Origin of the sequence: Burkholderia sp. LFS061 (assembly GCF_047978125.1) — a bacterium.
Classification (GTDB): domain Bacteria; phylum Pseudomonadota; class Gammaproteobacteria; order Burkholderiales; family Burkholderiaceae; genus Burkholderia; species Burkholderia pyrrocinia_C.
In genome coordinates this window covers 20,437-41,722 of the sequence record NZ_JBFPFS010000003.1, presented here as the reverse complement: position 1 = coordinate 41,722, position 21,286 = coordinate 20,437, and the positions used below count along the sequence as shown (strand labels likewise).

The 21,286-nt window shown below is 68.9% G+C and carries 17 protein-coding genes, 2 pseudogenes and 2 riboswitches; of the genes and pseudogenes, 12 read left to right on the top strand and 7 right to left on the bottom strand.

Translation table 11 applies throughout. From position 1 onward, the window contains the following. Nucleotides 1–18: 18 nt before the first annotated feature. From ACNQQL_RS03240 to ACNQQL_RS03220, 5 genes are all read left to right on the top strand, one after another. On the top strand, nucleotides 19–2,271 hold the full coding sequence (locus ACNQQL_RS03240; RefSeq protein ID WP_347063185.1) for a TonB-dependent siderophore receptor: 2,253 nt from the start codon (nucleotides 19–21) through the stop codon (nucleotides 2,269–2,271). An 87-nt stretch (nucleotides 2,272–2,358) separates the two neighbouring features. Next, nucleotides 2,359–3,198, top strand: a complete 840-nt coding sequence (locus ACNQQL_RS03235; RefSeq protein ID WP_072441434.1) for a formyltransferase family protein — start codon at nucleotides 2,359–2,361, stop codon at nucleotides 3,196–3,198. After that, nucleotides 3,198–4,214, top strand: a complete 1,017-nt coding sequence (locus tag ACNQQL_RS03230) for a GNAT family N-acetyltransferase (RefSeq protein ID WP_347063184.1) — start codon at nucleotides 3,198–3,200, stop codon at nucleotides 4,212–4,214. Before ACNQQL_RS03235 ends, ACNQQL_RS03230 begins: the two co-directional genes overlap by 1 nt. A gap of 250 nt (nucleotides 4,215–4,464) precedes the next feature. Continuing rightward, nucleotides 4,465–4,728 (top strand): type II toxin-antitoxin system VapB family antitoxin, encoded by a 264-nt coding sequence (gene vapB, locus ACNQQL_RS03225; RefSeq protein ID WP_047901212.1) that lies wholly within the window; start codon nucleotides 4,465–4,467, stop codon nucleotides 4,726–4,728. Beyond that, nucleotides 4,725–5,141 (top strand): type II toxin-antitoxin system VapC family toxin, encoded by a 417-nt coding sequence (locus ACNQQL_RS03220; RefSeq protein ID WP_347063183.1) that lies wholly within the window; start codon nucleotides 4,725–4,727, stop codon nucleotides 5,139–5,141. Before vapB ends, ACNQQL_RS03220 begins: the two co-directional genes overlap by 4 nt. Nucleotides 5,142–5,189: 48 nt before the next feature. Here the strand turns inward: ACNQQL_RS03220 and ACNQQL_RS03215 are convergent, their stop codons facing one another. Together ACNQQL_RS03215 and ACNQQL_RS03210 are read right to left on the bottom strand one after the other, a co-directional pair. After that, nucleotides 5,190–6,095, bottom strand: coding sequence for a nucleotidyl transferase AbiEii/AbiGii toxin family protein (locus tag ACNQQL_RS03215; RefSeq protein ID WP_347063182.1), 906 nt, complete (start codon nucleotides 6,093–6,095; stop codon nucleotides 5,190–5,192). After that, the gene (locus ACNQQL_RS03210; protein ID WP_347063339.1) at nucleotides 6,064–7,137 is read right to left on the bottom strand and encodes a type IV toxin-antitoxin system AbiEi family antitoxin; all 1,074 of its coding nucleotides are present in this window, start codon (nucleotides 7,135–7,137) and stop codon (nucleotides 6,064–6,066) included. Before ACNQQL_RS03210 ends, ACNQQL_RS03215 begins: the two co-directional genes overlap by 32 nt. A 342-nt stretch (nucleotides 7,138–7,479) precedes the next feature. On the opposite strand from ACNQQL_RS03210, the gene ACNQQL_RS03205 reads away from it, so the two are divergent. Together ACNQQL_RS03205 and bamE are read left to right on the top strand one after the other, a co-directional pair. After that, nucleotides 7,480–8,643, top strand: a complete 1,164-nt coding sequence (locus ACNQQL_RS03205; protein ID WP_347063181.1) for a M20 aminoacylase family protein — start codon at nucleotides 7,480–7,482, stop codon at nucleotides 8,641–8,643. A gap of 178 nt (nucleotides 8,644–8,821) precedes the next feature. Then, on the top strand, nucleotides 8,822–9,361 hold the full coding sequence (gene bamE / locus ACNQQL_RS03200; protein ID WP_347063180.1) for an outer membrane protein assembly factor BamE domain-containing protein: 540 nt from the start codon (nucleotides 8,822–8,824) through the stop codon (nucleotides 9,359–9,361). A gap of 36 nt (nucleotides 9,362–9,397) precedes the next feature. Here the strand turns inward: bamE and ACNQQL_RS03195 are convergent, their stop codons facing one another. Genes ACNQQL_RS03195 through cobA form a run of 4 tightly spaced genes read right to left on the bottom strand, consistent with a single transcriptional unit; the run spans nucleotide 9,398 to nucleotide 12,525 of the window. Further along, a complete protein-coding gene (locus ACNQQL_RS03195) occupies nucleotides 9,398–10,702 on the bottom strand; it encodes a cobyrinate a,c-diamide synthase (RefSeq protein WP_347063179.1) in 1,305 nt (434 codons plus the stop codon). A 2-nt stretch (nucleotides 10,703–10,704) separates the two neighbouring features. Then, nucleotides 10,705–11,307 carry a cob(I)yrinic acid a,c-diamide adenosyltransferase gene (gene cobO / locus ACNQQL_RS03190; protein WP_347063178.1) on the bottom strand — a complete coding sequence of 201 codons (603 nt, stop codon included), beginning with the start codon at nucleotides 11,305–11,307 and terminating at the stop codon, nucleotides 10,705–10,707. Nucleotides 11,308–11,341: 34 nt separating this feature from the next. Beyond that, nucleotides 11,342–11,719, bottom strand: a complete 378-nt coding sequence (locus ACNQQL_RS03185; protein ID WP_347063177.1) for a cobalamin biosynthesis protein — start codon at nucleotides 11,717–11,719, stop codon at nucleotides 11,342–11,344. After that, complete coding sequence (gene cobA, locus ACNQQL_RS03180) at nucleotides 11,716–12,525, bottom strand: uroporphyrinogen-III C-methyltransferase (RefSeq protein WP_347063176.1); 810 nt, start codon at nucleotides 12,523–12,525, stop codon at nucleotides 11,716–11,718. Before cobA ends, ACNQQL_RS03185 begins: the two co-directional genes overlap by 4 nt. A gap of 109 nt (nucleotides 12,526–12,634) precedes the next feature. Next, nucleotides 12,635–12,872: riboswitch (cobalamin riboswitch) on the bottom strand. 125 nt (nucleotides 12,873–12,997) lie between these two features. Beyond that, a riboswitch (cobalamin riboswitch) is annotated at nucleotides 12,998–13,262 on the top strand. Between the two features lie 187 nt (nucleotides 13,263–13,449). Here cobA and ACNQQL_RS03175 point away from each other — a divergent pair. The 3 genes and pseudogenes from ACNQQL_RS03175 to ACNQQL_RS03165 form a co-directional block, all read left to right on the top strand. Beyond that, nucleotides 13,450–14,508, top strand: coding sequence for a HoxN/HupN/NixA family nickel/cobalt transporter (locus ACNQQL_RS03175; RefSeq protein ID WP_347063175.1), 1,059 nt, complete (start codon nucleotides 13,450–13,452; stop codon nucleotides 14,506–14,508). A gap of 25 nt (nucleotides 14,509–14,533) precedes the next feature. After that, a complete protein-coding gene (gene cobW, locus ACNQQL_RS03170; protein ID WP_347063174.1) occupies nucleotides 14,534–15,622 on the top strand; it encodes a cobalamin biosynthesis protein CobW in 1,089 nt (362 codons plus the stop codon). 6 nt (nucleotides 15,623–15,628) lie between these two features. After that, nucleotides 15,629–17,152: pseudogene (locus ACNQQL_RS03165) on the top strand (cobaltochelatase subunit CobN); the annotation flags it as partial. On the opposite strand, the gene rhlR reads toward ACNQQL_RS03165, so the two are convergent. Then, complete coding sequence (gene rhlR, locus ACNQQL_RS03160) at nucleotides 17,149–17,874, bottom strand: transcriptional regulator RhlR (protein WP_347063173.1); 726 nt, start codon at nucleotides 17,872–17,874, stop codon at nucleotides 17,149–17,151. The pseudogene ACNQQL_RS03165 and the gene rhlR sit on opposite strands and share 4 nt — an antisense overlap. On the opposite strand from rhlR, the pseudogene cobN reads away from it, so the two are divergent. Both cobN and ACNQQL_RS03150 read left to right on the top strand, forming a co-directional pair. Further along, a pseudogene (cobN, locus tag ACNQQL_RS03155) lies at nucleotides 17,873–20,164 on the top strand (cobaltochelatase subunit CobN); the annotation flags it as partial. The gene rhlR and the pseudogene cobN overlap by 2 nt on opposite strands. Continuing rightward, the gene (locus ACNQQL_RS03150; protein WP_347063172.1) at nucleotides 20,161–21,246 is read left to right on the top strand and encodes an ATP-binding protein; all 1,086 of its coding nucleotides are present in this window, start codon (nucleotides 20,161–20,163) and stop codon (nucleotides 21,244–21,246) included. The pseudogene cobN and the gene ACNQQL_RS03150, both read left to right, overlap by 4 nt. The last annotated feature ends 40 nt before the right edge of the window (nucleotides 21,247–21,286 follow it).

Genomic DNA, 21,286 nt, shown 5'->3' with positions numbered 1-21,286 from the left:
GGCGCGGTCGGAAACCGCATGAAAAAAGTGGAGCAGAGAAAGATGGAGTGGGCAACAGGCACGCGTTTGCGTGCGATCGCAGCCGCGGCGAGCGTGGCGTTCGGTGCGGCTGCGGCGGGGCAGGCTTACGCCCAGACGGCACCGGCCGTAAACGCTGGCGCCGCGGCGTCGGCCAGCAGTGCGCAGAACGGCACGCCGAATAGCACGCCGAATGGCACGCTGCCGGCGATCACCGTCAACGCGGCCTCGGAAGGCGACGGCACGGTCGGGCTCGTCGCGAAGCGCAGCAGGACCGGCACGAAGACCGACACGCCGATCAACGAGATCCCGCAGACGATCAACGTCGTCACCGCGCAGCAGATCGAGATGACCGGCGCGACCGACGTGAACGCGGCGCTGCGCTACGTGCCGGGTTTCTCGTCGTACGGTTCGGACAACCGTTCGGACTGGTACGCGGCGCTGCGCGGCTTCACACCGACCGCCTACGTGAACGGGCTGCAGGTGCCGAACACGATCAACCTCGCGAGCTGGCGCGTCGATCCGTACATGATCGACAGCATCACCGTGCTGCGCGGGCCGACCTCGGTGCTGTACGGCGCGGGCGACCCCGGCGCGATCATCGACGTGCAGACCAAGCTCGCCGACGGCGAGCGCGTGCGCGAAGCCGGTGTGCAGATCGGCAACTACGCGCGCAAGCAGTTCATGATCGATGTCGGCGACAAGCTCGATGCCGACGGCAAGTACGCGTACCGGTTCGTCGGCGTCGCGCGCGACGGCAATGCGCTGACCGGCCCGAACAACGACCAGCGCGTCGCGCTCGCGCCGTCGTTCCGCTGGCGCCCGAACGCGGATACGTCGCTGACGCTGTCCGCGACGTACCTGCAGGACTGGGGCGACATCTCGTCGAACTTCCTGCCGGCGCAGGGCACGGTGCTGCCGAACCCGAACGGCCAGATCAACAAGGACGTGTACGAAGGCGACCCGAACTTCAACTACTACCGCAAGAAGCAGTGGTCGGTCGGTTACCAGTTCGAGCAGAACCTGAGTTCGGCGTGGAAGTTCCGGCAGAACGTCCGCCTGATGCACCTGTCGCTCGACAACGGCTCGGTGTTCGGCAACGGCTTCGTCGAGGGCAGCACGACCGACGTGTCGCGCTGGGCCGGCGTGTTCCAGATGAACTACAGCCGCTTCGACATCGACAACAACGTGGAAGGCCGCTTCGCGACGGGCCCGCTCCAGCACACGCTGCTGCTCGGCTTCCAGTACAACCGCCAGACCGCGACCGACAGCGAATGGCTCGCCGCGGCGCCGCCGCTGAACATCTACAACCCGGTCTACCTGCCCGTCACGACGGCGGTGTTCGATCCGGCGTCGACGTTCCGCACCAACACGTACACGACGATGAACACGTTCGGCTTGTACGCGCAGGACCAGATCAAGTGGAACCGCTGGACGCTGACGCTCGGCGGCCGCGAGGACTGGGTCAACATGCGGATGGACGACCGCGCGGGCGGCACGTCGACGAAGGCGGACGTGACGGCGTTCACCGGCCGCGTCGGCCTCACGTACCAGGGCGACTACGGGCTGTCGCCGTACGTCAGCTACGCGACGTCGTTCAATCCGCTGATCGGCGTGAACCTGCTCGGCGGCGGGCTGCCGCAGCCGACCCGCGGCAAGCAGATCGAGGCCGGCCTGCGCTGGCAGCCGCCCGGCAAGAACCTGATGCTGAACGCGGCGATCTACCAGATCAACCAGACCAACGGGATCACGCCGGCGCTGCCGAGTCAGGACACGACCGGTACGAAGTCGGTGCAAACCGGTGAAGTGCGTTCGCGCGGGATCGAGCTGAGCGCGACCGGCAAGGTCACGCGGAACCTGTCGCTGATCGCGTCGTATGTCTACCAGGACGTGAAGAACGTGAAGGCGAACGACGTGTCGCTGAACAACTGGCCGGTCGACATTCCGCGTCCGCGCCAGATGGCGTCGCTGTGGGCCGACTGGACGTGGCACACCGGGCCGCTCGCCGGTTTCGGCCTCGGCGGCGGCGTGCGCTACCAGAGCGCGTCGGCCGGTGCGGCCGACAACTCGCTGACGGTGTCGAGCGTCACGCTGTTCGACGCGGGCGTGCATTACGACACGCGTAACTGGCGCTTCGCCGTGAACGGGACGAACCTGGCCAACCGCCACTACATCAGCGGCTGCCAGTCGGCCAACGTCTGCGTTTTCGGCACCGACCGCACGGTGATCGCGACCGCGAAATACAACTGGTGACGTCGCGCGCCGCGGCCCGCCGGCCGGCCTTCGTGGCCGGTGCGGGCCGGCCGCGGCGCCTTCGTCCGCTTTTTCCACGACGCATCCATGCCGAAGAAAAATCTCGTCTACATCCAGTCGCTGCGCAACGGCGCGGCCGATCGCGCCGGCCAGCCGGTCGCGTATCAGGGCGGCACGCGCTACATGAAGGCGCCGCTCGAATTCCTCGTCGAACGCCTGAACGACTCGCCGCTCGGCGAGCGCTACACGCTCAAGGGCGTGATCGTCGACGACGACGACGGTTCGCCGGCCGACCGCGCGAAGGTGGCCGACTACGGCTTCGCGCGCACGCCGGGCCGGCCGTGGATCCTGCCGGAAGGGTTGACGGTGCAGGGCCGGCCGGTCGACGAACTGTTCTGCTCGATTCCGTCGACGTACCGGCGGCTGCCGCGCGACGCGCGCGAACGGGTGGCAGGCAAACAGGCGTTCGAGCGACGCCTGCTCGAACGCCTGCTCGAGCTCGACGCCGACGTCGTCGTGCTCGACGGGCTGCTCGTGATCCTCGACGAACTCGTGCGGCCCGGTGCGCGCTTTCACCGACGCATCGCGAACATCCACCCGGGCATCACGGCCGACGATTCGCCGTACCAGCGGCGCGGCGCGTGGGCGACGCTCGACGCGCTGCACGGCGCGCGCGGCGAACGGGTCGACTGGGCGAGCGGCGCGACGTCGTCGGTCGAACCCGTGACGATGACGGGCGCGTCGTTCCACTACGTCGACAACGGCATCGATTCCGGCGAGGTGATCTGCGACGTGCTTGACACGCCGATCGCGCCGGACGACACGATTCTCGAACTGCGCTGGAACAACTTCCAGCGCAGCCTGTTTCCGGCGCTCGAGCGGGGGCTTCACGTGCTCGCCGACCGCCACGACGCGGGAGCACTGTGATGGAAGACACGCTGACGAAACCGGCCGGCGCCGCGGATGCCGTCGAAGGCGAGGTGGCGGCCGCGCTGGACGGCGCCGCGCATGGCCAGGCGACGCAGGTCGCCGAGCACACGCTCGACGCATGGCATCCCGACGACTCGCCGGACTGGCTGCTCGCGGCGTTCGTCCCGATGTTCAACACCGACACGCGGTACGACGCGGCAACGATCTCGGTGCCGCTCGGTGGCGCCAGTGCGGCGGCCGTCGCGTCGTACGTGGCGCGCGCGGTGCGCGAGGGCGTGATCGACGGCGCGCAGGTCGCCGGCGACACGCTGCGCCTGAACGTGTCGCGCACGACGTTCTGGCAGAACCCGCGGCCGTGGCTGAGGGCGCCCGCGTCGAGCGGGATGCCGCTGCGCTACGCGATCACGAACGGCCACCGTCATCCGGTGCGGCCGCCGTCGCCGGCCGGCGAGATCTACGCGCGCACCATGCCGCAAGTCGGGATGACGTTCAGCCTGCGCACCGTCGATATCGATGCGCACGCGGACCTGTTCAGCGGCTGGATGAATCTCGATCGCGTCGCGCAGTTCTGGGACCAGCGCGGTACGCGCGACGAGCATGCGGCGTATCTCGCCGAGCGGCTCGCCGATCCGCACATGCACCCGATGATCGGCTATTTCGACGACACGCCGTTCGGCTATTTCGAGTTCTACTGGGCGAAGGAGGACCGCCTCGCGCCGTTCTATGACGCGCACGACTACGATCGCGGGCTGCACCTGCTGATCGGCGACTCGCGCTTCCAGAGCGCGGGCAAGCTGCATGCGTGGTGGAGCGGGGTGCTGCACTACATGTTCGTCGACGAACCGCGCACGCAGCGGCTCGTCGGCGAGCCGCGCGTCGATCACGTGCGGCACATCGCGTACATGCACCGGCTCGGGTTCCATACGCTGAAGGAATTCGACTTCCCGCACAAGCGCGCGGCGCTCACCGTGATCGAGCGCGATACATTCTTCGACACTTTCCGGTTGCCGTGACGGGGTGGGCGCGCAGCGTCGGCGCGACGCTGCGCGCGGCCGTGCATCGCGCCTGCATTGGCCGTTCGGGATATGGACCGCGCGGCCTGCGTCGTGAAGAATGAATCGCTCTCATCATCGACGACAGGCCGACAGCATGGCAAAAACACCCGCGACAGCATGGGGCGCGACGTCCGATCCGCGTCCCCTGAAATTGACATATGCCGACATATGTCTAAAATGGGCGCATCGTACTCCCATGGAGTGGCTCATGCGCACCGTTTCCATTTTCAAGAACGCCCGTAACCAGGCAATCCGCATCCCGAAGGACATGGAGTTCGAGGGGGTGACGGAACTCGAGATCCGCCGCGAGGGCGACACGCTGCTGCTGCGCCCCGTGCGCCCCACGTGGCTGTCGTTCGCGAACGAACCGCTGGCCGACGCCGACTTCCTCGCCGAACGCCCGGCCGTCATCGAATCCGGTCGCTTCGACCTGTCCGGCGATGCCGGCGCGCCGACGGAGTCCGGCCGGTGACCACGCTCTACATGCTCGATACGAACATTTGTTCGTTCATCATGCGCGAGCGGCCGCCCGTGGTGCTGTCCCGGTTGCAGTCGTGCGTCAACGCTCAGCACCGGATCGTCGTGTCGGCAATCACCTATGCCGAAATGCGGTTCGGGGCCGTGGGCAGGAAGGCGTCGCCGAAGCATGCGGAACTCGTGACGGCGTTTGTTTCGCGGCTGGATGGCGTGCTGCCGTGGGATACGGCGGCCGTCGATGCAACGGCCTCGATTCGCGCGGATCTCGCCGCGCGCGGCACGCCGATCGGCGCGAACGATGCGTCGATCGCCGGGCACGCGATCGCGGCCGGCGCGGTGCTCGTCACGAACAACGGCCGCGAATTCGGCCGTGTTGCCGGGTTGTCGCTCGAAGACTGGGCGGCCTGAGCGCAGTGCGGCGAAAGCGCGATGACGTTGCTGTTTCACAGCGGCGCGTCACGCGTGCGGTGCGGGAGGATCGACGAGGAACGCGTTGCGGAACGCGTCGAGATACCGGTCGGCGTCATCGATGAATTCGCCCGGCAACTGCGCGAACGCGCGTGCCAGCAGATCCTGGCCGAGCGCCGCGTAAGTCGCTGCGTCGGATAGCAGCGTGCGGATGGCGTCGCGCGTGTGCGGCGAAGCAATCCGCTTCGCATCCCGCGCGAGCAGCGCGGCGGCGGCGAGGCCCGGCTGGAACGCATGCGTTTCGAGCAGGTCCGGCGCGGCGTCCCAGATGCGCTCGCGATTGCCGGCGTCGTGATAATTGCGCAGCAGGAACAGCAGGTCGTACGCGTCGCTGTTCTGGCGCGCGCGCCGGTCCTTCCATGCGAGCAACTTCAGCAGCGCGAGCGCCGGCAGGCTGGCCACCGGCACCACGGTGCGCGCGTCGATCGACACCGGCAGCGCCGTGTCGACCGCCTCCTGGAACCCGAGCACGTTCAGCACGAATTCGCCGCCCGGCGGCCACGCGATCTCGCCCGGCGGCGTTTCGAGCGGCCCGAACGGCACGAGATCGAGCTCCGTGCGAAAACCGTGCGTTCCGCTTTCGAACAGCAGTTTCTGCTGCTGCTTCGGCGCGCGCGTGAATTGCCCGGTCGCGACGAGCGCATCGACGAGCTGTTCGTGGAACGGCCAGCTCACCGCGCACACCGCGACGTCGACGTCCCGCGTCGCACGCACCGGCCGGATGCCGTGGACATGCCACATCAGGATGTCGCGCGCGGTTGCGCCGGCGACGACGAACGCCGCGTCGAGGCGCGCGCAGGCGCTGCCGACCGCTTGCAGCAGCGCGACCGCCGCCGGCTCGAGCGGCCGGCGCGCATCGACTTCAAGCGGGCGGATGGGCGAGGTATCGGTCATGGATCCGTTCGGCGGCGGCAAGATTGCGGCTGTCTCCGGACGAGACGAGATCCGCGTAGATCAGGAGCGGCGGCACGAGCGGCACATCCTGCTCGCGCCAGTCGAGCGCAGGCGAGCGCGGCCAGAACGCTTCGAGGATTTCGACGTCGCCGCGCTCGTCCGGACGCAGGCGGGCCTGGAGCAGCAGGCGGTTCGACACCGCGCCGTGCGTATAGACGGTGATCGCGGCCGGCTTGAGGTCGTGCGTCAGCAGGTCGGCCGCCGGCTCGCCGCCGAGCCGCGCATCGAACGACGCGAAATCGAAGCCGCGCCACCAGTCGGGTGCGAGGCCGGTAAACCGTCGGCTCGACAGTTTCGCACGCAAGCGGCTCGGGTACAGCGCGACCCATTCCTGCACGAAGCGCGGCCAGTCGGGAATCAGGCGCTCGCCGTTGCGGCGCTGCCCGACGAGGCCGCGCGCGATCAGATCGTCCATCGCGAGATTGACCGTGCCGAGCGCGACGTCCGACGCGGCGGCAATCGCCCGATAGGGCTGCGCGACGAGGTTCGGCTGCGTCGCGAGTGCGAACATCACGGCCAGTCCCTTCGGCGTCGTCGCGCGCGACGCCTGCCGGCGCGGTGCGCGTGCGGGCTTCGGCCGGCCCGCGATCATCACGGTCGCCTCCGGCTGAATCAGGCATGCGTTGCCGGCGGTGTCGAGAAACGGGATGCCCTGGTCGGTCAGGCCGGCGGCCAGTTCGGCCGAAAGATGCGGCGCGATCAGCATCAGCGGCCGTTCGCCAGGCATCGGGGTAGCGCCGCCGCGGCGGCGCAATTCCGCGAGTGCACCCGGCAGCGATTCGATGCGCAGGATCACGGCGGCCGGCATCTCGAAGGCCTGCCCGGCAACGTCGAAGCGGATCATCGCGTCGGCACGCGCCTTATACGCGGCCGGCACGCGCATGGGCCGCGCCCTGAAGCGCCGGGTCGCGCGTTCGAACGCGGCGCAGGCTTCGTCGAGCACATGCTGTTCCGACATCGGGAGGGGGGCATTCTCGGGCATCAGGGGCGATCGCTCGTTCACTTCTTTGTCAGCGTACACAAAAAATGTACAAACGTCAAAAAATGAACAAATATCCGTAATGCTTTGATGCATAGGAGTTATTTTTGATGTTTGAACGGTCATCGCCGGATCCTCATGCACGTTAATTCGATGCGGGGCGCACAGTTTCGCGTGTCCGGATCATCTGCGGCAGTCATCCGGATGGCCGGCTTGCGCTTGCCGTGCACCGCGCCCGCTACGGCAACTACCAGTTGCTACCACGACGACTTTCCGTCTGCCCGGTTGCCGGTTAACCGAATATCCTTGCCTGCACATTCCCCACCGGACACAGGAGACGATACCTTGACGCACAGCGTGATTCCCGCAGGCCTCGCCGACGAAATGATCGAGATCCGGCACCGCATCCATGCTCATCCCGAACTGGGCTTCGAGGAATTCGCGACGAGCGACCTCGTCGCGGAGCAACTGCAGTCGTGGGGCTACACGGTGCATCGCGGGCTCGGCGGCACGGGCGTCGTCGCGCAGTTGAAGGCAGGCAACGGCATGCAGCGCCTCGGCCTGCGCGCCGACATGGACGCGCTGCCGATCCACGAGGCGACGGGCCTGCCGTACCAGAGCACGATCGCCGGCAAGATGCACGCGTGCGGCCACGACGGCCACACGGCGATGCTGCTCGCCGCCGCGAAGCATCTCGCCCGGGAGCGCCGCTTCTCCGGCACGCTGAACCTGATTTTCCAGCCGGCCGAGGAAGGGCTCGGCGGCGCGAAGAAGATGCTCGACGAAGGCTTGTTCGAGCTGTTCCCGTGCGACGCGATCTTCGCGATGCACAACATGCCGGGCTTCCCGACGGGCAAGTTCGGTTTTCTGCCGGGGCCGTTCATGGCGTCGTCGGATACCGTGGTCATCGACGTGCAGGGCCGCGGCGGCCACGGCGCCGTGCCGCACAAGGCGATCGATCCCGTCGTCGTGTGCGCGCAGATCGTGCTGGCGTTGCAGACGATCGTGTCGCGCAACGTGTCGCCGCTCGACATGGCGATCGTCACGGTCGGCGCGATCCACGCGGGCGACGCGCCGAACGTGATTCCCGACCGCGCGCAGATGCGCCTGTCGGTGCGCGCGCTGAAACCGGAGGTGCGCGACCTGCTCGAGACGCGCATCAAGGAAGTCGTGCATGCGCAGGCGGCCGTGTTCGGCGCGACCGCGACGATCGACTACCAGCGCCGCTACCCGGTGCTCGTCAACGATGCGGAAATGACCGCGTTCGCGCGCAACGTCGCGCGCGAGTGGGTGGGCGATGCGAACCTGATCGACGGGATGGTGCCGCTTACCGGCAGCGAGGATTTCGCATTCCTGCTCGAGAAGCGGCCGGGCTGCTACCTGATCATCGGCAACGGCGACGGGGAGGGAGGCTGCATGGTGCACAACCCCGGTTACGACTTCAACGATGCTGCGTTGCCGACGGGCGCGTCGTACTGGGTCAAGCTGGCCGAGGCGTTCCTGGTTTGACGCAGCGGCGTGGCGACGCGACGGTCACCGCACGGTATGCGCAAGCGCGGCCGCGTCCCCGAAATCGGACGCGCGCGGGCTGCACGTTGATTTGACGCTCCTTGACATCGGCGCGACAGGCCGCGTGCTACGCTGCGCGCGACGCCGGATCGGCTCGATGAATACAGGTGTGGACGAAATGCGAAAACAGCTTCTGGCCGTGCTGACGGCCTGTGCGGTCGGCGTTCTGGCGGCCGGGTGCGACGACCAGAAGGTGGCCGATGCGGTCAATGCGATCAAGCCCGATCCGATGGCGTTCGGCAACCTGCAGCCGGGCGTCTCGACGACCGAGGACGTGCTCCGTCAGGCGGGCAAGCCCGAGATGGTCAGGCAGGGTGACGACGGCTCGCAGCGGTTCGAGTATCCGCGCGGCCCGTACGGCACGAGCACCTATATGCTCGATTTCGGGCCCGACGGCCGGCTCGTGTCGATCACGCAGGCGCTGACGGCGGCGAACATCGCGAAGGTCGTGCCCGGGATGTCGAAGGACGACGTGCGTCAACTGCTGGGCAAGCCGACCGAGGTCGCGCAATACGCATTGAGCCATGAAGAGGTGTGGAGCTGGCACTGGGCCGAGGGCGGCGTATCGGGCGACGGGATGTTCAACGCGCATTTCTCGCCCGACGGTACCGTGATCCGGACTTCGCGTTCGGAAGCGCCGGGCCGCGAAAAACCCTGACATCGCGGCGTCGCGGCGCTTCACTGGGTTTTGCCGTCAGAACGCCGTGCCGCCGAACAGCGCCGCTGCCATCTCCGGATTCGACGGCCAGTACATATGCATGTACGTCGCGACGATCGCGCCACTGCGATAGACGGCTTCGCCGCTGCCCGGCGCGCCGTCGGGGCGCGCGGCGTTCGCGACCGGTTCCAGCGGCGTCGCGAGCCGCGAATAATGAAACGTATGGCCGCGCATCGGCCCGGTGCGCGTATCGAGCTGCTGCATGCCGAGCGCCGCGAACCGGCGCTGCATCGTCACCTGGCCCGGCAGCAGGCCGAGCATCGGCGTCGTTGCGCCGTCCACGTCGGTCAGCGATTCACACAGATACACCATCCCGCCGCATTCCGCGACGATCGGCCTGTCTGCAGCCGCATGCGCGCGAATCGTCCGCGCGGTTTCGGCATTCGCCGCGAGCGTCGCCGCATGCAGTTCCGGATAGCCGCCCGGCAGGAACAGCGCGTCGCAATCGTCCGGCACCGGTTCGTCGGCGAGCGGCGAGAAGAACCGCAACTGCGCACCGAGCGCATCGAGAAGCGCGAGATTCGCCGGATAGATGAACGAGAACGCCGCATCGCGCGCAACCGCGATCCGTTTGCCGGCGAGCGCACGCGGCAGCGGCGCCGCGATGTCCGGTTCCGCGAACGCGACGGCAGGCGGCAATTCGGCGAGCGCCGTCTGCGCGAGCACGTCGGCCGCGCGTTCGAGCCGCGCCTCGAGATCGTCGATGTCGGCCGGCTGGTGCAGGCCGAGATGCCGCTCCGGCAGCGCGATGCCCGCATCGGCCGGCACGTGGCCGAGCCAGCGCAGGTCGCCGGGCAGTGCCTGTTGCAGCAGCTCCGCATGCCGGGCCGAGCCGACGCGGTTCGCCAGCACGCCGTGAAACGGCAGCCCAGGCCGGAACCGCGCGAGCCCGAACGCGATCGCCGCGAAGGTCTGCGCCATCGCCTTCGCGGAAATCACCGCGACGACCGGCACGCCGAACGTGGCCGCGAGGTCGGCACTGCTCGGCGTGCCGTCGAACAGCCCCATCACACCTTCGATCAGGATCAGGTCCGCATCGCGCGCGGCATCGGCCAGCAGCGCACGGCAGCCGGCCTCGCCGACCATCCCGAGGTCGAGCGCATGCACGCTCGCGCCGCTCGCGCGTTCGAGCAGCATCGGATCGAGAAAATCGGGCCCGGTCTTGAACACGCGCACGCGGCGGCCGAGCCGGCGGTGCAGCCGCGCGAGGCCGGCCGTCACCGACGTCTTGCCCTGGCCGGACGCGGGCGCGCTGACGAACAGTGCGGGGCAGGCGGGCACGCTCAGAACTCCACGCCGCGCTGCGCCTTCACGCCTTGCTCCTTGTACGGATGCTTGACGAGCCGCATTTCGGTGACGAGATCGGCCGCGTCGATCAGCGCGTCGGGCGCGTGCCGCCCGGTGACGACGACATGCACCGACTCCGGACGCGCGACGAGCGTCGCGAGCACTTCGTCGAGCGGCAGGTATTCGTACTTCAGCACGGTGTTCAGCTCGTCGAGGATCACCATCCGGTAGTCGCCGCTTTCGATCATCCGGCGCGCCTCGTCCCAGCCCTTGCGCGCGGTCGCGATGTCGGCGTCGCGATTCTGCGTGTTCCACGTATAGCCGTCGCCCATCGTCACGAAGTCGCATTCCGCGACCGCGCCGAGGAAATCGCGCTCGGACGTGTGCAGCGCGCCCTTGATGAACTGCACGACGCCGAGCCGCATGCCGTGGCCGAGTACGCGCACGGCCATGCCGAACGCAGCGGTGCTCTTGCCCTTGCCGCTGCCGGTGTGGACGATCAGCAGGCCTTTTTCATGGGTGGCGGCGGCCTGCTTCTTCTCGTGGCCGGCACGGCGGCGTTCGGCCATCCGCTGATGGGATTCGGAATCGGTCTTCATCGGGAATCGTCCTGTCGAAAGCGAAACAAAGGGTTCAGAGCGGGCCGGCGAGTGCGACCGTCACGCCGTTCCGGATGGATTTGGGGCCCAGCAGCCGGCCGTGCGGCGCCGCGAGCCGCGCGCACGGCTCGGCCACGCCCGCGACGCCGAAGCGTGCGAGCGCGGCGTCCGACGGGCTGCTCGCGGCCAGTTCGGGACGGCTCGCGAGTTGCGCCGCGTCGAACGCGACGAGCGGCCAGCCGCGTCGCGCGCACAGCGTGCGCAGCGCGTGGGCACGCGCCTTGTCGGCGAGCGTCGCGACGAGCGCCGGTTCGGCGGCCGGGTAGAGCGCCAGCGCCGCGCGGATCGCGGCATCGAGTTGCGCGGCCGTCACGCCCGCGCGGAACCCGACGCCGAGCGCGACGCGCATCATGCGCCGCCGCCGAGCGCCGCACGCACTGCGGGATCGCCGGCAAGCGCCGCGACGCGGCCGATCACGACGATCGCCGGCGAACCGATGCCGGTCGCGCCGACGCGTTCGACGACGGTGTCGAGCGTCGCGAGCACGTGCCGCTGTTCGGGGCGGGTCGCGTTCTCGATCGCCGCGCACGGCGTATCGCCGGGCAGGCCGCCGTCGCGCAGCGCCGCCGCGATCGCGTCGAGCCGGCGGATGCCCATATAGATCACGATCGTCATGCGCGTGGCCGCGAGTGCGCGCCAGTCGGGCTCGTCGGCGCCCGCGCCGTGGCCCGTGACGAAGATCACGCCCTGCGCGTCGCCGCGCTGCGTGACCGGAATGCCGAGCGCGGCCGGCGCGGCGATGCCCGCGGTGATGCCGTTCACGACCTCGACCGGAAAACCGGCCGCGCCGAGCGCGGCCAGTTCCTCGCCGCCGCGGCCGAACACGAACGGATCGCCGCCCTTGAGCCGCGCGACGCTGCGGCCCGCGCGCAGGTGCGCGAGCATCGCGGCGACGATCGCTTCCTGCGGCGTCGATGCATGGCCGCCGCGCTTGCCGACGTGCTCGATGTGCGCGTCGGCGCGCGCATGGCGCAGCACGTCGGGGTTCACGAGATCGTCGACGAGCAGCACGTCCGCCGCGCCGATCGCGCGCACGGCCTTGAGCGTCAGCAGCTCGGCGTCGCCGGGGCCGGCGCCGATGAGCCAGGCGCGGCTCATCGCGTGCGGCACGGCGCGCACCGTGTCGAGACAGTGGAAAGGGGAAGGCGGGCGGCACATCGGCGGCCGGCGAACAGGCAATGCATGACGGATCGGGCGAAGCCCGCGCGAACGCGGGTGGAATGCGCACCCCATCCGTCCCCCGCGGATCGGGCGTTCGGCGAGCGTCGGGCTCGCCCCTTGCGTCGGCCGGTATCCGGGCTGGCCGCTTGCCAGGCCGCGGCCTTCCCGCCCGGCTGAAGGGCAGTGGCATCGTGGGCGGCATGGGCGCGTGCGCGGGGAAGCGCGTCGCGCGGGCGGCGTACCGTTGCGGGGACAGCACAGGCCGGGCGGTCGTCCGCCTCCTGTTTCCCGTTTAACTGCATGCGCGGAATGCGCATGCGAGCACCGAACGCGGCGCTACGATAGCACAGCGATCCGCCCGCGCGAACCCGCTTCGCCGATGCCGGAAGCGGCCTCCGGAGTGGCGCGGCGGCGACGCAAAACGCCGTTCGGCGGCCCGCGCCGCCTTGACGCTCCCGCCCCCGGCGCCTACACTCGCACGCGTTTTGGTGCTCGCGCGCGCCCTCCGGTGCGCGCAGTTAAACGGGAAACAGGGAGCCTGCCTGCGTCGCAGTCGAGCCAACCTGTGCTGCCCCCGCAACGGTAAGCGAACGCATCGTGCCCGCCGCGATGCAGCGCCGCTTCGCCGCATGCCGCGCGCATGCGGACGACCGCCACTGGATGCCCTGCGCATCCGGGAAGGCGAAGCGGCGTGTTCGTCAGCCCGGATACCGGCCTAAACGTTGGGGTTCAGCGCCGCGGGGAGGCGGCGCATCGTCCACGGCCGCAGCGTGCCCGACACCCGAGCGTTTCCCGATTCCCGTCGTCCGACCGCCCGCGCGAGCGCGCATGATCCGGCCCGATGAAGGGCCGGACCGCGCGGGGCCGCGCAGCGACGGCCGTGTTGGCATTTTTCATGTCGACCGTTCGCAAAGGAGCGTCATGCTCGATTCGCTGTTTCGCCTGTTCAACGACAGTCCGTCCGGGCTGCGCGGCAAGATCGTCGCGATCTACGCGCTGCTGATCGCCTTCAACGCCGGTGCGTGGATCTGGGCGTTCGCCGCCTTCCACGGTCAGCCCGTGCTGCTCGGCACCGCGCTGCTCGCGTACGTGTTCGGGCTGCGCCATGCGGTCGACGCCGACCACATCGCGGCCATCGACAACGTCACGCGCAAGCTGATGCAGGATGGCCGCAGCCCGCTCGGCGCGGGCCTGTTCTTCTCGCTCGGCCACTCGACGGTCGTGATCGTGATGTCGGTCGTGGTCGCGTTCACGGCCGCGTCGCTCGCGCGCTTCGAGAGCATGAAAGCGTGGGGCGGCGTGATCAGCACGAGCGTGTCGGCGTTCTTCCTGCTGGTGCTCGCGATCGCGAACCTGCTGATCCTGATTTCCGTCTACCGGACGTTCCGCGCGGCGCGGCGCGGCGAGCCGATCGTCGACGCCGATCTCGACCTGCTGCTGAACCAGCGCGGCGTGCTCGCGCGCCTGTTCCGTCCGCTGTTCCGGCTCGTGTCGCGCAGCTGGCACCTGTATCCGGTCGGGTTCCTGTTCGGCTTCGGCTTCGATACGGCGACCGAGATCGCGCTGTTCGGCATCTCGGCGGCGCAGGTGCAGGGCGGTCTGTCGTTCTGGTCGGTGATGGCGCTGCCGATGCTGTTCACCGCCGGCATGACGCTGGTCGACACGACCGACGGCATCCTGATGATGGGCGCGTATCGCTGGGCGTACGTGCGGCCGATCCGCAAGATCTACTACAACATGACGATCACCTTCGTGTCGGTGCTGGTCGCCGCGCTGATCGGCGGCATCGAGGTGCTCGCGCTGCTCGCGGACAAGCTGTCGCTGCAAGGCCCGGTGTGGGACTTCGCGTCGATGGTGGCGTCGCACTTCGGCATGCTCGGCTACGTCGTGATCGGCCTGTTCCTCGCATGCTGGCTCGTGTCGGCCCTGATCTACCGGTTAAAGCGCTACGACGAGATCGACGTGACGATCTCGGCCTGACTTCCCTTACGACCCTGGATATTCCATGACCCTACGCAAGCTGCCCGTCACGATCGTCACGGGCTTTCTCGGCAGCGGCAAGACCACGCTGATGCGCCACATCCTGCAGCACGCCGAAGGCCGCCGCATCGCGGTGATCGTCAACGAATTCGGCGAGCTCGGCATCGACGGCGAAATCCTCAAGGGCTGCGGCATCGGCTGCGAGGATGCCGAAGGCGCGCAGGACGAAGCGTCGGGCCAGCTTTACGAGCTCGCGAACGGCTGCCTGTGCTGCACCGTGCAGGAAGAGTTCTATCCGGTGATGGAAGCGCTCGTCGAGCGCCGCGCGGACATCGACCACGTGCTGATCGAGACGTCGGGGCTCGCGCTGCCGAAGCCGCTCGTGCAGGCGTTCAACTGGCCGACGATCCGCAACAGCTTCACGGTGGATGCGGTCGTGACCGTCGTCGACGGGCCGGCCGCCGCGAGCGGCCAGTTCGCGGAAAACCCGCAGGCCGTCGACGCGCAGCGCCGCGCGGACCCGAACCTCGACCACGAATCGCCGCTGCACGAGCTGTTCGCCGATCAACTATCGTCCGCCGATCTCGTGATCGTGAACAAGGCCGATCTCGTCGGCGACGCGCAGTTCGCGCAGATCGAAACCGCGATCCGCGACGAGATCCCGCCGCAGGTGAAGATCGTGCGCGCGACGCGCGGCGAGCTCGACCTCGCGATGCTGCTCGGGCTCGAATCGGCGTCGGAGGAAACGATCCACTTGCGCCACGACCATCACGGCTCGGCCGACGACGGCGATCACGACCACCATCACGACGACTTCGACTCGGTGGTCGTGTCGGGCGACGCGGGCTCGCGCGAAGCGACGATCGCGGCGCTGCAGCGCGTCGTCGAAGCGCACACGATCTACCGCGCGAAAGGCTTCGCCGCGCTGCCCGGCGCGCCGATGCGGCTCGTGATCCAGGGCGTCGGCCGCCGCTTCGACAGCTATTTCGACCGTCGCTGGCAGGACGGCGAAACGCGCGCGAGCCGGTTCGTGCTGATCGGCGAGGATCTCGACGCGGCCGCGCTGCAACGCGCGTTCGACGCCGCGTGCGCGGCCGAACCGCAACAGGCGTAACGCACGATGCATCTGCTGCGCACCACGCCGGGCGGCTTCGTCGACGATACGCAGGGCGTCGTCCGGATCGACCAGCAGCCGGCCGATATCGTGATCCTGAGTTCGGCCGACACGACGCTGTCGCTGCTCGCGAGCGTCGTGCCGCAATTGCCGGCCGGCTTCCCGAGCGTGCGGCTCGCGAACGTGACGTTCCTTCGGCAGCCGGCGTCCGTCGATTTTTATGTCGACGACGTGCTGCGCCACGCGAAGACGGTCGTGATCGATCATCTCGGCGGCGAAGCATACTGGCCGTACGGGATCGAGCAGGCCGTGTCGCTTGCGTCGAAGCGTGGGCAGCAGCTTGCGATGTTCTCGGGCGACCTGCAGGAAGACCCGAACCTCGTCGCGAAGAGCACGGTCGCGCCGGACCTGTGCCGGCTGTGGTGGCGCTACCTGCGCGAAGGCGGTGTGCACAACGCCGAAGCGCTGTTGCGCAGCATCGCCTTCCATACGCTGGGCTTCGGCGACGAACCCGAGCTGCCGCGCCCGCTGCCGGCGGCCGCGCTGTATCACCCGGCGCGCGACCGCGCGAGCGTCGACGACTGGCGGCCGCGCTGGACGCCCGGCGCGCCGGTCGTCGCGATCCTGTTCTATCGCGCGCACTGGCAGGCCGCGAACACGGCCGTGTTCGACGCGCTGGCCGACGCGCTCGTTCAGGAAGGGCTGAATCCGCTGCCGATCGCGGTGACGTCGCTGAAGGACGCGGTGAGCCGCGAGGTCATCACGCAGCTCTGCGACACACACGACGTCGCGCTCGTGCTGAACACGACCGCGTTCGCGGCCGGCGCGATCGATGCCGCCGAACCGGAGGTGCTCGCCGGCGACGCGCCGGTGCTGCAGGTGATCCTGTCCGGCGGCAATCGCGACGCGTGGGTCGCCGACAACCAGGGCTTGCATGCGCGCGACATTGCGATGCACATCGCGCTGCCCGAGGTCGACGGGCGCATCGTCACGCGCGCGGTGAGCTTCAAGGGGCTCGCGTATCGCTGCCCGCACACCGAGGTCGACGTCGTGCGCTACCAGCCGGATGCGGAGCGAATCGCGTTCGTCGCGGCGCTCGCGCGCGGCTGGTGCCGGCTGCGCACGCTCGACAACGCGAGCAAGCGCATCGCGCTGATCCTCGCGAACTATCCGCAAAGCGAAGGGCGGATCGGCAACGGCGTCGGGCTCGACACGCCGGCGTCCGCGCTGCGCGTGCTCGCTGCGCTGCGCGATGCGGGCTATGCGCTGGCCGACCTGCCGCCCGACGGCGACGCGCTGATCGCGCGGCTCACCGAAGGCGTGACCAACGACGCGGCCGTGCATGCGCTGCGTCCGGCGTTCCAGAGTTTCGCGCTGGCCGACTACGTCGCGCATTTTTCGCGGCTGCCGGTAGCCGTGCGCGATGCGCTGAATGAGCGCTGGGGCCCGCCCGAAGCCGACCCGACGCTGCGCCACGGGCGTTTCACGATCGCGGGCTGGCGCGCGGGCAACGTGTTCGTCGGCATTCAGATGAGGCCCAGCGCCGCGGCGTAGGTGGCAGCCAGCGTCTTGTTCGGCGCGTCGAACTTCTTCTGGATGTTCTTGTGGTGGAAGTTCACCGTGCTCTCGGAAATGCTCAGGATGATGGCGATTTCCCCGGAGCTCTTGCCGTCGGCGGTCCATTGCAGGATCTCGCGTTCGCGATGGCTCAGGCAGACCGGGTTGGACATCAGCATCGGATGCTCCAGGTCGGTCAGCTTCTGGGTCAGCAACTCGATCATGCAACGCAGCCGCAGGCGGATTTCCTCGCGCTCGAAGCTGGAGATGTTCTGCTGGTCGCGCGCCACGGAAAGCACGCTGAGCAAATTGTTCGGCGCGCGGATCGGCAGGGTCGCGCCGACACAGAGGCCCCAATCGCGAGCCTCGTTCCAGAGCATCCGGCTCTGGTCGAACAGGCTGTCGCTCCAGACCACCATTTCCGAGGAGCGCAGGCCGTTGAGGATCGCCGGATCCACGGCCCCGTAGTTCTGCATCTGGTATCGCTCCAGCCAGGCCTTGGGATAGGTGCCATGGACCTCGGTCTTCGGCCGGGTGAAGGGAATCGTGTGGCGCACGCCATAGGCGTAGTAATCGAAGCCCAGGCGCCGCACTTCCTTTTCCAGGACGGCGAACACGCCCTGGCTGTCGTGGATCGGCTGCATCTCGCTACGCAAACCGTCCCACCACAGCAAAAAGCCTCCGTCATTCCTCATCCAGCCGTCGCGCTCGCGCGGCGAGAACGACTACGCGAGCTACCACGACGCGGATCTCGTGCCGCCGCATGCGTATCTCGCGTTCTATTTCTGGCTGCGCGATGCGTATCGCATCGACGCGGTCATCCATCTCGGCAAGCACGGCAACCTCGAATGGCTGCCGGGCAAGAGCGTCGCGCTGTCCGATGCGTGCTGGCCCGACCTGACGCTCGGGCCGCTGCCGCACCTGTATCCGTTCATCGTCAACGATCCGGGCGAGGGCAGCCAGGCGAAGCGGCGCGCGCAGGCCGTGATCGTCGATCATCTGATGCCGCCGCTCACGCGCGCGGAAAATTACGGCCCGCTGCAGGATCTCGAGCGACAGGTCGACGAATACTACGAAGCGCTGATGGTCGATGCGCGGCGCGCGAAGCTGCTGAGGAAGACGATTCTCGCGACGATCGCCGAGCATCGGCTGCACGACGAACTGAGCGTATCGCCGCCGCGCGACGCGGGCGACGAGGATGCGCTGCTGACGCGCGTCGATGCGTGGCTGTGCGAATTGAAGGAAGCGCAGATTCGCGATGGGCTGCATGTGTTCGGCACGTCGCCGGCCGATCGCCAGCGGCGCGACACGCTGCTCGCGCTCGCGCGCTTTCCGGTCGGCGACGGCAAGGGCGAGCGCGCCGGGCTGATCGGTGCGCTCGCACGCGACCTGAAGCTCGGCGACGATTTCGATCCGCTGTCGGCCGACTGGGCCGCGCCATGGGTTGGCCCGCGGCCGGCGATCCTGCAGGCGCTCGACGCGTCGCCGTGGCGTCATGCGGGCGATACGCGCGAGCGGCTCGAACGGCTCGCGCAGCAATGGCTGGACGGGCTGTGCGCGGCCACCGGCGGCAACCCCGGCGCCGATGCGACGCCGCCCGGCGAATGGCCGCATACGCTCGCGGTGATCGAGCGTGTCCGCTCGACGCTGATGTCCGCGCTCGACGCATGCGGCGGCGAGGAAATGCGCCAGCTGCTGCGCGGGCTCGACGGCCGCTTCGTGCCGCCGGGGCCGAGCGGCTCGCCGTCGCGCGGCCGCCCCGACGTGCTGCCGACCGGGCGCAACTTCTACTCGGTCGACACGCGCGCTGTGCCGACGCAGGCCGCGTGGTCGCTCGGCCTGAAATCCGCGCAGCAGCTGATCGAGCGCCATCTGCAGGATCACGGCGACTATCCGCGCGCGATCGGCCTGTCCGTGTGGGGCACGGCGACGATGCGCACGGGCGGCGACGACATCGCGCAGGCGTTCGCGCTGCTCGGCGTGCGGCCGAAATGGGCGCACGGCAGCCATCGCGTGACCGATTTCGAAATCCTGCCGATCGAGATCTTCGACCGGCCGCGCATCGACGTAACGCTGCGCGTGTCGGGCTTCTTCCGCGACGCATTCCCGAACCTGATGCACCTGTTCGACGCGGCCGTGCAGGCCGTCGCCGAACTCGACGAGCCCGAGGAACTGAACCCGATCCGCGCGCGCATCGAGCGCGAACGCGCGAAATGGATCGCGCAGGGCGTGCCGCCCGACGAAGCGCGGCGCCGCGCCGGCTGGCGCGTGTTCGGCGCGCGGCCGGGCAGCTACGGCGCGGGCCTGCAGGACCTGATCGACCAGCGCCGCTGGCAGACCGACGCCGATCTCGCCGATGCGTACCGCCAATGGGGCGGCCATGCGTACGCGCAGAACAGCGCGGGCGACGCCGCGTCCGACGTGTTCGGCGAGCGGCTGGCGACGATCGACGTCGTCGTGCAGAACCAGGACAGCCGCGAGCACGACATCCTCGATTCGAACGACTACTACCAGTTCCAGGGCGGGATGACGGCGGCCGTGCGGCACTTGTCCGGGCAGCAGCCGAGCATCTACCACGGCGACCATGCGAACCCGGTCGCGCCGAAGATGCGCACGCTGCGCGAGGAGATCGCGCGCGTGATCCGCTCGCGCGTCGTCAACCCGAAATGGCTCGACGGCGTGAAGCGCCACGGCTACAAGGGTGCGGCCGAGCTGGCCGCGACCGTCGACTACCTGTACGGCTATGACGCGACCGCGCGCGTGCTGTCCGACCACCAGTACGCACTCGTCGCCGACGCGTACCTGTTCGACGGCGACACGCGCGCGTTCCTCGAACGGCACAACCCGAAGGCGCTGCACGGCATCTGCGAACGCTTCGTCGAGGCGATGCAGCGTGGCCTGTGGCAGCAGCCGGGCGATTATCGCGAGCGGATCGAAGCGGTCTGGCTCGAAAGCGAACAACTCCAGGAAGGAGGACGGCGATGACCGATCCGACGCTGCACCGCGCGCGCGCGGTCTTTCCGTTTGCGGCGCTCGTCGCGCAGGACGTGTTGCAGCAGGCGCTGCTGCTCGCCGCGATCGACCCGTCGCTCGGCGGCGTGTTGGTGAGCGGGCCGCGCGGCACCGCGAAATCGACCGCCGCGCGCGGCCTCGCGGAGCTGCTGCCCGAAGGGCAGTTCGTCACGCTGCCGCTGTCGGCGAGCGACGAACAGGTGACCGGCACGCTCGATCTCGCGCATGCGCTGGCTGAAAACGGCGTGCGCTTCCGGCCTGGCCTGCTGGCGCGCGCGCATCTCGGCGTGTTGTATGTCGACGAAGTGAACCTGCTCGCCGACGGCCTCGTCGATACGCTGCTCGACGTCGCCGCGAGCGGCGTGAATATCGTCGAGCGCGATGGCGTATCGCACGCGCATGACGCGCGCTTCGTGCTGGTCGGCACGATGAATCCGGAGGAAGGCGAGCTACGCCCGCAGTTGCTCGACCGCTTCGGGCTGATGGTCGAACTCGAGAACTGCTTCGATGCCGCGCAGCGCGAGCGGATCGTGAAGGCGCGGCTTGCATTCGATCTCGATCCGGATGCGTTCCGCGCTCGTCATGCAGCCGCGCAGCGCGAACTCGGCGACCGGATTCATGCGGCGCGAGCGCGGCTGGCGATGCTCGATTTCGACGACGCGGTGCATGCGCGTGTCAGCGCGCTGTGCATCGACGCGGCCGTCGACGGGCTGCGCGCCGATCTCGTGATGCTGCGCGCCGCGCGCGCGCTCGCCGCGCTGGAACGGGCCGATGCGGTGACGGTGTCGCATGTGGAGCGTGTGGCCGAAGCGGTGCTGCGGCACCGGCGCCATGCGGGTGCGCCGCCATCTTCCGGCGCGTCGCAGCCGGACCGCGAACGTGATGAACGTGACGATCGCTCTCCGCCGGATGCGCACCAGCGGCGAGAGAACCAACCGGGAGCGACGAAGAACGACACCGCCGCATCGCAGGGCGACTGGGGCTACCTGCCGCCCGAACCGGCCGGGCTGCGCGACGTGAAAAGCGTCGTGCCGCTGCCGCTAAAAAAACGCTGAGCCATCGAGCAAGTGCCGCCGCGAACGCCGTTCGCGGTCC